Raw genomic sequence first — 552 nt, 5'->3', positions numbered from 1 at the left:
AAAGTCAGCGCCCGTCACCGCTATAAGAGCAGGTTTTTGAAAGCGGAGAGACGGCCCCGGCCCCATCAGCGTCACTTCAAGCGCAGCTTCGTTCTGGCTGTTCCCCGCGAGCAGATTGGCAATCCGCAAAGAATCGGCATCCATGGCACCGCTGACAAGCACGCCGTATTTTTGAAAACCTGTGCGGCCCAAGTCTTGAACCGTTGTCATCAGACCCGGCTTTAACACTTCTATGCTCAAGATTTCCCCTCCTTCAGCGCGTGATACTCCTCTTCTGTCACGCTGACAAATTTCACGATATCCCCTGCTCTCAGAAGGCTCGGAGGCTGTTCATAAGGCTTGAATAATTCAAGCGGCGTATTGCCGATCAGCTGCCAGCCGCCCGGCGTTGAAAGGGGATAGACGCCTGTTTGCATGCCGGCTATTCCGACTGAACCGGCGGGAATCGAAGTCCGAGGAGATGACCGCCGCGGTGCGGCTATCTTTTCAGACATTCCGCCTAGGTAAGGGAAGCCCGGCGCAAAGCCGATCATATAAACGAGGTACTCACCC

Annotated in this window: 1 protein-coding gene and 1 pseudogene; both read right to left on the bottom strand. The window is 55.4% G+C overall.

The annotated features are described in order from the left end of the window. A pseudogene (locus ACWHAR_RS30860) lies at positions 1-234 on the bottom strand (KipI antagonist); the annotation flags it as partial. Between the two features lie 2 nt (positions 235-236). Beyond that, positions 237-552 (bottom strand): 5-oxoprolinase subunit PxpB (gene pxpB / locus ACWHAR_RS30855; protein WP_452088907.1); only part of this gene is annotated, 316 nt, incomplete at its 5' end.

It is taken from the genome of Bacillus sp. LR--39, assembly GCF_053613335.1.
The sequence above is the reverse complement of the archived record's forward strand: the minus strand, read 5'-3'. Positions and strand labels throughout refer to the sequence as shown.